6 protein-coding genes are annotated in these 10,167 nt (G+C 74.4%); 3 read left to right on the plus strand and 3 right to left on the minus strand.

Annotation, left to right across the window (positions count from 1 at the left end):
• Window positions 1-75 precede the first annotated feature (75 nt).
• From E1200_RS26145 to fdh, 3 genes are all read left to right on the plus strand, one after another.
• Entirely contained in the window at window positions 76-813 is a 738-nt protein-coding gene (locus E1200_RS26145) for an evbL (protein WP_131954728.1), read from the plus strand.
• 144 nt (window positions 814-957) lie between these two features.
• The gene (locus E1200_RS26150) at window positions 958-2,724 is read left to right on the plus strand and encodes a hypothetical protein (protein WP_243708837.1); all 1,767 of its coding nucleotides are present in this window, start codon (window positions 958-960) and stop codon (window positions 2,722-2,724) included.
• Window positions 2,725-2,821: 97 nt separating this feature from the next.
• The gene (fdh, locus tag E1200_RS26160; protein WP_207933549.1) at window positions 2,822-6,076 is read left to right on the plus strand and encodes a formate dehydrogenase; all 3,255 of its coding nucleotides are present in this window, start codon (window positions 2,822-2,824) and stop codon (window positions 6,074-6,076) included.
• Here the strand turns inward: fdh and selD are convergent.
• From selD to selA, 3 genes are all read right to left on the minus strand, one after another.
• Complete coding sequence (gene selD, locus E1200_RS26165) at window positions 6,073-7,083, minus strand: selenide, water dikinase SelD (protein ID WP_131954732.1); 1,011 nt, start codon at window positions 7,081-7,083, stop codon at window positions 6,073-6,075. The genes fdh and selD overlap by 4 nt on opposite strands.
• Before the next feature lie 11 nt (window positions 7,084-7,094).
• Entirely contained in the window at window positions 7,095-8,861 is a 1,767-nt protein-coding gene (locus tag E1200_RS26170; protein ID WP_243708839.1) for a selenocysteine-specific translation elongation factor, read from the minus strand.
• Window positions 8,858-10,167 (minus strand): L-seryl-tRNA(Sec) selenium transferase (selA, locus tag E1200_RS26175; RefSeq protein ID WP_347813243.1); only part of this gene is annotated, 1,310 nt, incomplete at its 5' end. The genes E1200_RS26170 and selA, both read right to left, overlap by 4 nt.

Raw genomic sequence — 10,167 nt, forward strand, 5'->3', positions numbered from 1 at the left:
CTCCCGCCCCCGGCAGGCCCCGGCCGCGACCCGCAAGTAACGTACGCCTTACTCAAGAGCCGAGGAGGTCCCCCCATGGGCGAGCTGAGCGCGATCGAGACCGTACGCGCCGCGGACAAGGTCATTCACGACGTCGGGGCGAAGTGGATGCTCGACCAGGAGACGTGGGAGCACGGGAAGCGGAACGGCTTCGACAACCCCTTCGCGCACTACTTCGCCGGGCGGTGCGGCGTGCTGGGCGACGTGGACGCCGATGTCGTGTACGCGGCACTGGGCTGGTTCGCGCCCGGCGTCGTCCGCGCCATGTGGGAGGAGGGCGTCGCGATCGCCGGGCCGAAGGAGGCCGCGCGGCGGTACGCGCTGGCGTGCGCCGACTGGGGCCGCGCCCACGTCCCGGACGACCCGCGCCTGTGCGAGCTGGCCGAGCGGGTCGTGGACGCCGCCGAGGCGTCGGGCCTGCCGCTGTTCGCCGGCTGGCGCGCCCACCCGCTGCCCGAGGACGGGCCGGCGCGCCTGACGCACGTCCTGCACGTACTGCGGGAGCTGCGGGGCGGGCTGCACCTGGTCGGGACGACCGCGGTCGGGCTCGCGCCGCTGGAGGCCGTCCTCGCCGTGAACCCGCCGGAGCGGGCGCAGTTCCTCGGCTGGCAGGGCGAGTTCCCCGACTGCGGCCACCTGAGGCCCCGGTGGGAGGAGGCCGAGGAGATCACCGACCGGCTCTCCGCCGCCGTGTACGAGCGGGCCCTGTCGCCCGCCGAGCGCGCCGAGTTCGCGGACCTGGTCGTGAAGACGGGCAAGGCCGTCCTCGGCTGAGGGCCCGTTGGCGCAGGCCCGGCGGCGGCGTTGTCACCCGGGGACAAGAGCCGCGCGAAAATACTGCAAACAGGCGACTGTCGCCAGGAAACCGGCAGGGTCCATTGTTGCCCCGTAACCGACCCCCTCCGGAAGGAGCAGGCGATGGGGCGACTCCCCCTCCCCGCGGGCCCCTCGCGCACCGGTTCCCGGCGCACGGTCCCCATGCTCACCGTCTCGGTGCTGGCCGCGTCCGCGCTCGCCGCGGGCGCGGCGGCGGCCGTGCCGGTGAGCGCGCGCGAGGCCGGCCGGACCGAGGTGCCCGTCACGTCCGGTTCGCCGGTCACCGAGGTCAGCGAGTCGGTGGTGCGGGTCAAGGTGCCGCTGCCCGCGTCGGCCGGACCGCGTCCGGAAGCGTGCGACTGGCTCTCCTACCTGCGCTTCCGGCACGTGGACGGCCCGGCCGAGTCGGCGGACGCGGACCGGATCCTCGTCGCCCAGCCCGGCATCCTGGAGGGCGCGGGCGCGTTCGACAGCGTCGCGCGCAACACGGTCGCGGCGGCGGCCGAGAGCGGCAGCCACATCGAGTTCTGGGCGCTGGACCGGCGCTCCAACTGCCTGGAGGACCCCACCGGCGTCCAGGCCGGCCTGGCGGCCCGGGACGTCCACCTCGCGGTCGACTACTACTACCGGCAGAAGGAGATCGACGGGCGGAAGTTCGCCGGGTACCAGACGAACGACCAGGTGAAGTGGCTGCAGCACGTCGGCCTTGAGCAGACCGTCCGCGACCAGTACGACCTGATGGCCAGGGAGCTCCCGGACCAGCGGGCGCGCAAGGAGAAGATGCTCTGCGGCGGGCACTCGCTCGGCGGCGTCCTGACGGCCTACTTCGCCGAGTGGGACTTCGACGGGAACCACGCCACCACCGCCGACGCGGGCCACAACCAGTGCTCCGGCTACTTCGCGCTCGACACCCGGATCGAGAAGGGGCTGCCGGGCATGGGCGGGCAGGTCCCGGCCGACTGGGTGCCGATCGTCGAGTTCGGCGCGGGCGCCGTGCAGGCCGGGCTCGACGCGGGCATCGTCCCGCGGGCGCTGTCGGCCCCGGCCGTGGTGAACACCGAGACGATGAACCTGCTGGCGATCGCGGGCCTGGCCGCCAACATCGCCCCGGACGCCGAGTCCGACCTGTCGACGTACATCCCGTCCGGCTTCAACCAGGACATGACGTACCGGCTGCTGTTCTCCAAGGACTACCCGACGTTCATCAAGGGCTCGCCGACGGTCAAGGACTTCCGGTTCAGCAACGCGGCGGCGCTCGCCGGGCTCCTGGACGACCACTCCCAGCCGCTCGCCTTCATGCAGGCCAGCGTCGGCTTCTGGGACGGCGGCACGATCGCCGACAAGGAGTTCCCGGCGCCGAACAACCTGGAGGAGATCGGGCTCGGCGGCCTGACGCGGCTGCTCGGCACGGAGAAGAAGGCGATCCCGGACGAGCCGGGCGGCCCCCTCTTCACGTGGCGGAACTACGATCGCGTCGGCGCCCCCGACGACCCGGTCCACAGGTCCAAGGACGGCACCCCGTTCACGTCCGCGGGCAAGGAGGTCACCGACATCGCCGAGCTGGCGCGGAGCCTGTCGGAGCACCCGCTCGACTTCACCGAGCACTACTTCCCGACGAAGCTGATCACCGACATCGCGCTGGCGGACGCCCCCGGCATCGCGGACGACGCCGTCCACGAGGGCGGGATCGCCGCGAACCCGGTCATCAACCTGCAGGCGGGCGACGGCCTCGGGTTCGGCGATCCGCAGCCCGGCGACATCATCGCGGCCGGCTACCAGCACATCGACGTCCTGACCGCCTCGGCGGTGCAGAACGACGGGCGGCCCGAGCCGATCTCGACGAACCTCGCGGCCTTCGCCACCGGCTGACCCGGCCCCGGCCCCCCGCCGTCCGCGCGCCCGGCCCGTGTTTTGCGGGCCGGGCGCCGGGTAGGTGGCGCCGCAACGAGGTGACGAGGGGGTGGACGTGGGCGTTCGCAAGTGGATCGAGTCGTGGCCCGTCTACCGCCAGTTCACCGACGGCGACCCCCTCGGCCGCGGCGCGGCCGCCAAGAGCGCGGGCAGCGAGCGGCTGCAGGCGAGGGTGAGCACGGCCGACAAGGTCGTGAAGTCCGTCTGCCCGTACTGCGCGGTCGGCTGCGGGCAGGACGTGTACGTCAAGGACGGCAAGGTCACCCACATCGAGGGCGACCCCGACTCGCCGGTCAGCCGGGGCAGGCTGTGCCCGAAGGGGTCGGCGAGCCTCCAGCTCACCACGGGCTCCGCCCGCGAGCACCAGATCCTCTACCGGCGCCCGCACGGCACCGACTGGGAGGCGCTCGACCTCGACACGGCGATGGACATGATCGCCGACCGGGTGATCGAGGCGCGCCGGCAGGGCTGGCAGTGGGAGACCGACGACGGGCTGCGGGTGCGGCGCACGATGGGCTTCGCGCACCTCGGCGGCGCCACGCTCGACAACGAGGAGAACTACCTGATCAAGAAGCTGTTCACCGCGCTCGGCGCGGTGCAGATCGAGAATCAGGCCCGTATTTGACACTCCTCCACCGTTCCCAGTCTGGGAACCTCGTTCGGACGCGGCGGCGCGACCACCTTCCAGCAGGATCTGCAGAACGCGGACTGCATCGTCATCCAGGGCTCGAACATGGCCGAGTGCCATCCGGTCGGGTTCCAGTGGGTGATGGAGGCGAAGGCGCGCGGGGCGAAGCTGATCCACGTGGATCCGCGGTACACGCGGACGAGCGCGGTCTCCGACGCCCATGTGCCGCTGCGTGCGGGCACCGACATCGCGTTCCTGGGCGGGATCGTCAACTACGTCCTGGAGAACGAGAAGTACTTCCGTGACTACGTCGTGGACTACACCAACGCGCCGGTGATCCTCGGCGAGGACTACCGCGGCCCTGAGGACCTGGACGGCGTGTTCTCCGGCCTCGACCCGGAGCAGCGCAGCTACGACCACCGGACGTGGCAGTACGAGGGCATGACGGTCCAGGCCGCGTCCGGCCTGCGGGACATGGCCTACGACGACACCGTCGGGGACGCCGACGAGTCGGGGCACGGCGAGGCGGCCGGGTCCGGCGGGCCGCCGATCGGCGTCGGCGACCCGGACCGCGACCCGACGCTGCAGCACCCGAGGTGCGTGTTCCAGGTGCTCAAGCGGCACTACGCGCGCTACACGCCCGAGATGGTGGAGCGGATCTGCGGCGTCCCGCGCGAGCTGTTCCTGCGGATCTGCGAGACGATCGCGCAGAACTCGGGCCGCGACCGGACGACCGCGTTCGCGTACGCGGTGGGCTGGACGCAGCACACGGTCGGCGTCCAGTACATCCGGACGGCGTCGATCCTGCAGACCCTGCTCGGCAACATCGGGCGTCCGGGCGGCGGCATCCTGGCGCTGCGCGGCCACGCGTCCATCCAGGGCTCGACGGACATCCCGACCCTGTACAACCTGCTGCCGGGCTACATCCCGATGCCGCACGCGCACCCCGAGCAGGACCTCAACGCGTTCGTCAAGGGCGAGTCGGCGCGCAAGGGCTTCTGGGGCAACATGAGCGCCTACATGGTGAGCCTCATGAAGGCGTACTGGGGCGACGCCGCGACGGCCGAGACCGACTACTGCTTCGACTACCTGCCGCGCCTGACCGGCACGCACAACACCTACGACACGGCGATGGCGCAGATCGAAGGGACGTGCAAGGGCTACTTCCTGATGGGCGAGAACCCGGCCGTGGGCTCGGCCAACGCGAAGATCCAGCGGCTCGGGATGGCGAACCTGGACTGGCTGGTCGTCCGCGACTTCTCGCAGATCGAGTCCGCGACGTGGTGGAAGGACGGCCCGGAGATCGAGTCGGGCGAGATGCGGACCGAGGACATCGGCACCGAGGTGTTCTTCCTGCCCGCCGCCACGCACACCGAGAAGGACGGCAGCTTCACCAACACCCAGCGGATGCTGCAGTGGCACTACCGCGCCGTGGAGCCCGCCGGGGACGCCCGCAGCGACCTGTGGTTCATCTACCACCTGGGCCGCATCATCCGGGAGAAGCTCGCCGGCTCGGCCGACGAGATGGACCGCCCCGTCCTGGACCTCACCTGGGACTACCCGACGATGGGCGAGATGCGGGAGCCGGACGCCGAGGCCGTCCTCGCGGAGATCAACGGCTTCGACGCCGACGGGAACCCGCTGTCGTCCTACACGCAGCTCAAGAACGACGGGTCCACCTCGTGCGGCTGCTGGATCTACTGCGGCTGCTACGCCGACGGCGTCAACCAGACCGCGCGCCGCAAGCCGGGCAAGGACCAGAACTGGGTCGCGCCCGAGTGGGGCTGGGCGTGGCCGCTGAACCGCCGCGTGCTGTACAACCGGGCGTCCGCCGACAAGGACGGCAAGCCCTGGAGCGACCGCAAGGCCCTCGTCTGGTGGGACGCCGAGCGGGGCACCTGGACGGGCCACGACGTGCCCGACTTCATCGCCGACCGCGCGCCGGACTACAAGCCGCCGCACGACGCGACCGGCCCGGACGCGCTCGCCGGCGACGACCCGTTCATCATGCAGGCGGACGGCAAGGCGTGGCTGTTCGTGCCGTCGGGGCTGACCGACGGCCCGCTCCCCGCGCACTACGAGTCGCAGGAGTCGCCGTTCCCGAACCCGCTGTACAAGCAGCAGCGGAACCCCGTCCGGTACCTGCTGCCGCCGCATCCCGACAACCGGTACGCGCCGAGCGGCGACGCGCCGGGCGCGGACGTGTACCCGTACGTCGCGACCACGTACCGGCTCACCGAGCACCACACGGCGGGCGGGATGTCGCGCTGGCAGCCCTACCTCGCCGAGCTGCAGCCGGAGTTCTTCTGCGAGGTGTCGCCCGAGCTGGCGGCGGAGCGCGGCCTGGAGCACGGCGGCTGGGCGACGATCGTCAGCGCGCGCAACGTCGTGGAGGCGCGGGTCCTGGTGACCGAGCGGATCCCGTCCCTCGACATCGACGGGCGGGTCGTGCACCAGGTCGGCCTGCCCTACCACTGGGGCCCGAACGGCTACAGCACGGGCGACGCCGCGAACGAGCTGATCCACCTCGCCCTGGACCCGAACTCCCACATCCAGGAGACCAAGGCGTGGTCGGTCGACATCCGGCCGGGGCGGCGCCCGCGCGGGCCGGCGACGGTGGCGCTGGTGCGCGAGTACCGCGAGCGCGCCGGCATCACCGACGAGACGGGCACCGAGATCTAGCGGACGACCAGCGGGTGCTCGGCGGCGGGGACCAGCTCGCCGATGACCGGCGCGCCGGGGATCTCACCGGCGATGAGGAGGCCGCCGGAGGTCTGCGCGTCGGCGAGGAGGAGGCGCTCCTCCTCGCCGGTCCCGCCGAAGTCGGTGTGCGGGGCGACCCAGTCGAGGTTGCGGCGGGTGCCGCCGCTGACGTACCCGGCGCGCAGGGACTCGCGGGCGCCGTCCAGGTAGGGGACGGCGGCGGCGTCGACCACGGCGGTGACGCCGGACGCGCGGGCCATCTTGTAGAGGTGGCCGAGCAGCCCGAAGCCGGTGACGTCGGTGGCGCAGACGGCGCCCGCGGCCAGGGCGGCGGCGGACGCGTCCGCGTTCAGCTCGGTCATGGCGGCGACGGCGTGCTCGAAGACCTCGCCGGTCGCCTTGTGCCGGTTGTTGAGGATGCCGAGGCCGAGCGGCTTGGTCAGGGTCAGCGGCACGCCCGGCCTGCCGGTGTCGTTGCGGAGCAGGCGGGCGGGGTCGGCGACCCCGGTGACGGCCATGCCGTACTTGGGTTCGGGGTCGTCCACGCTGTGCCCGCCGCCGACGTGGCAGCCCGCCTTGGACGCGACGTCCAGGCCGCCGCGGAGGACCTCCCGCGCGAGGTCGAACGGGAGGACGTCGCGGGGCCAGGCGAGCAGGTTCACCGCGACGAGGGGACGGCCGCCGACCGCGTAGACGTCCGACAGCGCGTTGGCGGCGGCGATGCGGCCCCAGTCGTAGGGGTCGTCGACGACCGGGGTGAAGAAGTCGGCGGTGGCGACGGCGGCGAGGCCGTCCGGGGAGCCGGGGAGCCGGACCACCGCGGCGTCGTCGCCGGTGTCGAGGCCGACGACCAGCTCGCCGTTCGGGGACGCGGGGACCGCGTTCAGGCCGGCGACGACCTCCTCCAGCTCACCGGGCGGGATCTTGCAGGCGCAGCCCCCGCCGTGCGCGTACCCGGTCAGCCGCTTGCCGGTCGCCGTGTCCATCGTCCCCTGCGTCATCTCGTCCTTTCGGTGCAGCGCCGCCGGAGGTCGTCCACCCTGGCCGTGTGGCCCGTCTCGTCCAGGTGCTCCAGCAGCGGGACGGCGACGCGGCGGGTGGTGCCGAGCGCGCGGCGCGCCTCGCTCAGCGTGAAGGTCTCGCCGAGCCCGGCGAGGATCTCGGCGGCGCGGGCGTCGTCGCCGGGCAGCAGGACGATCCCGTCGCCGACCCGCAGCAGCGCGCCCGCCTTGGCCGCGGCGGCGATCATCTTCGGGGTGAGGCCGAGTTCGGCGAGCCGGTTCGCGTCGGGTGCCTGGAACGGGTGCTCGGCCAGGTCGCGGCGGACGGCGTCGACCGCCCGCCGCACGTCCGGCGGCAGTTCCGGCGCGATGGCCCGGCCGTAGATGCGCCCGTCGCGCCACAGCAGCCCGTCGGCGAGCGCGACCACGAGCGCGCGGTCGGGCAGGCCGAGCGCGCGGCGCGCCGCGTCGGCGGGGAGCCCGGGGTCGGCGGGGTCGGCGGCGGCGTGCGCGTCGACGGCCGTGCCGAGGCGTTCGCGGAGCTCGGCCCAGTGGCCGGGGTCGGCGAGCCAGTCCCCGGCGACGGGTTCGCACGGGACGGGGAAGCCCATCGCGACCAGCTCCGCCCGCCTGATCAGGCCGCGGCGGCGCAGTTCGGCGGCGCCGTCGGGGCGCCCGGTCAGCGCGGCGAGCTCCGCCGCCCGTGCCGCGGCGGCGCCCCGCCTGGTGAACGGCTCCGGCCGCACGTCGAGCACCGTCACCCCGGCGGGGACGCGGTGCCGCCCCGGGTCGCGCAGCAGCGCGGTGTCGCCGGCCCGCAGCGGCAGCGGCCGCCGCAGCGAGAGCCGCGCGGTGTCGTCGCCGAGCGGGCGGACGTGCACCGGGACCGCCGCCGTGCCGAGATGGAAGACCAGCTCGCGGGGCAGCTCCCCCGCGGGGTCGCCGCGCAGCCGCACGTCGATCACGTCGGCGGTGAGCCAGCGGTCCGGCGTGAGCAGGGCCTCGCCCCGGCCGATCTCCGCCGGCCCGCCGTGCAGGTTCACGGCGACGCGCGCGACGGCGCCGACCTCGGCGTGGTCCTCCTTCAGGCTCTGCAGGCCGCGGACGCGGGCGAGCCCTCCGCCGGCCGCGAGCCGGTCGCCGACGCGGATCGTCCCGGCGCCGAGGGTGCCGGTCACGACCGTGCCCCTCCCCCGGATGGTGAAGACCCGGTCGACCCACAGGCGGACGTCGGCGTCCGTGTCGGGGCGGGGCAGCGCGCCGGCGAGCCGCTCCAGCCCGGCGCGCAGGCCCGCCACGCCCTCGCCCGTGGCGCCGCTGACCAGGAACGACTCGACCTCGCCGAGCGACGTGGCGGAGATGTGGGCGAGCGCCTCGTCCCGGACCCGGTTCGCGGCCGCCTCGCCCGCGAGGTCGCGGCGCGTCACGGCGAGCAGCCCGTGCCGGACGCCGAGCGCGTCCAGGACCGCCAGGTGCTCCTCCGACTGCCGCTGCCAGCCCTGGTCCGCCGCGACGACGAACATTACCGCCGGGACGGGCCCCACCCCGGCCAGCATCGTCGCGACGAGGCGCTCGTGCCCGGGGACGTCCACGAACGCGAGCCGCCCGCCGCCGGGCAGCGCCGTCCAGGCGAAGCCCAGCTCGATCGTCAGGCCGCGCCGCCGCTCCTCCTCCAGCCGGTCGGGCTCCATCCCGGTGAGGGCGCGGACGAGCGTCGACTTGCCGTGGTCCACATGCCCCGCGGTCGCGACGACGTGCATCATGGCGCGGCCGCCCGGACGGCTCCGGCGAGATCGTCGTCGCGGTCCGGGGGGACCGAGCGCAGGTCCAGGAGGCAGCGGCCGTCCTCGACCCGTCCCATCACCGCCGTGGTCCCCTGCCGCAGCCGCGCGGCGTACTCGCCGGGCACCGACACGGCCGCGCTCGGCAGCGCGACACCGGGCGCGCCGCCGCCGCCGACCGCCGCCTCGCTGGCGACGGCGATGGCGTCCACGCCGGCGTCCCGCAGGCGCGCGGCGAGCCGTTCGGCCCGCTCCAGCAGCGCCGCCGCGCCGGCGTGCAGGGCCGCCTCGGTCGGGGTTCGCGGGCCGCGGACGGTGGCCTCCAGCGCGGCGAGCGTCATCTTGTCGACGCGCAGCGCGCGGGCCAGCGGATGGCGGGCCAGGCGCCGCACCAGGTCCTCGTGGCCGAGGACGAGCCCGCACTGCGGCCCGCCGAGGAGCTTGTCGCCGCTGGCGGTGACCAGGTGCGCGCCCGCCTTGAGCATGGACGCCGCGTCGGGCTCGTCCGGCAGGAGCGGCTCGTGCGCGAGCAGCCCGGAGCCGATGTCGGCGACGACCGGGACGCCGAGCCCGGCCAGTTCGGCGACGCCGGCGCCGCGGGTGAAGCCGGTGATGCGGAAGTTCGACGGATGCACCTTCAGGATGAAGCCGGTGTCCTCGCCGACCGCCGCCGCGTAGTCGTCCGGCGTGGTGCGGTTGGTCGTCCCGACCTCCCGCAGCCGCGCGCCCGTCGCGGCCAGCAGCTCGGGGATGCGGAAGCCGTCCCCGATCTCCACCATCTCGCCGCGGCTGATCACGATCTCCCGGTCACCGGCGAGCGCGGTCGCGGCGAGCACGAGCGCCGCCGCCCCGTTGTTGACGACGTGCGCCGCCTCCGCCTGCGGGACCCGCTCCAGCAGGGCCGCCAGGACGGACCGCCCCCGCCGCGCCCGCCGGCCGGTCGCCAGGTCGAGTTCGACGTCGGTCGCCCCCGACGCCACGGCCACCGCCTCCCGCGCGGCGTCCGACAGCGGCGCCCGCCCGAGGTTGGTGTGCAGCAGGACGCCGGTCGCGTTGAGCACCGGGCGCAGCCCGGAGGCGGTCGGCGGCAGCGCGGCCAGCGCCGCGGCGGCCACCGCGTCCGGCGGGAGCTCGCCCGCCCTGGCCCGCCGCTGCGCGGCGACGACGGCCGCCTTCACCACCCCGCGCCCGAGCCGCCCCGCCGCCTCGGCGAGGCCCGGGTCGGCGAGCAGCACGTCCGTCCGCGCGATCCGCCGCCGCGCGTCCGCGGCGGCCGTCGCCTCAAGAT

Origin of the sequence: Actinomadura sp. GC306 (assembly GCF_004348665.1) — a bacterium.
In the GTDB taxonomy this organism is placed as follows: Bacteria; Actinomycetota; Actinomycetes; order Streptosporangiales; family Streptosporangiaceae; genus Spirillospora.

Coding starts and splice junctions, on each gene's coding strand:
- E1200_RS26170 (WP_243708839.1), bottom strand. CDS start 8,861: ATGATGCACGTCGTCGCGACCGCGGGGCATGTGGACCACGGCAAGTCG.
- selD (WP_131954732.1), bottom strand. CDS start 7,083: ATGGACACGGCGACCGGCAAGCGGCTGACCGGGTACGCGCACGGCGGG.
- E1200_RS26145 (WP_131954728.1), top strand. CDS start 76: ATGGGCGAGCTGAGCGCGATCGAGACCGTACGCGCCGCGGACAAGGTC.
- E1200_RS26150 (WP_243708837.1), top strand. CDS start 958: ATGGGGCGACTCCCCCTCCCCGCGGGCCCCTCGCGCACCGGTTCCCGG.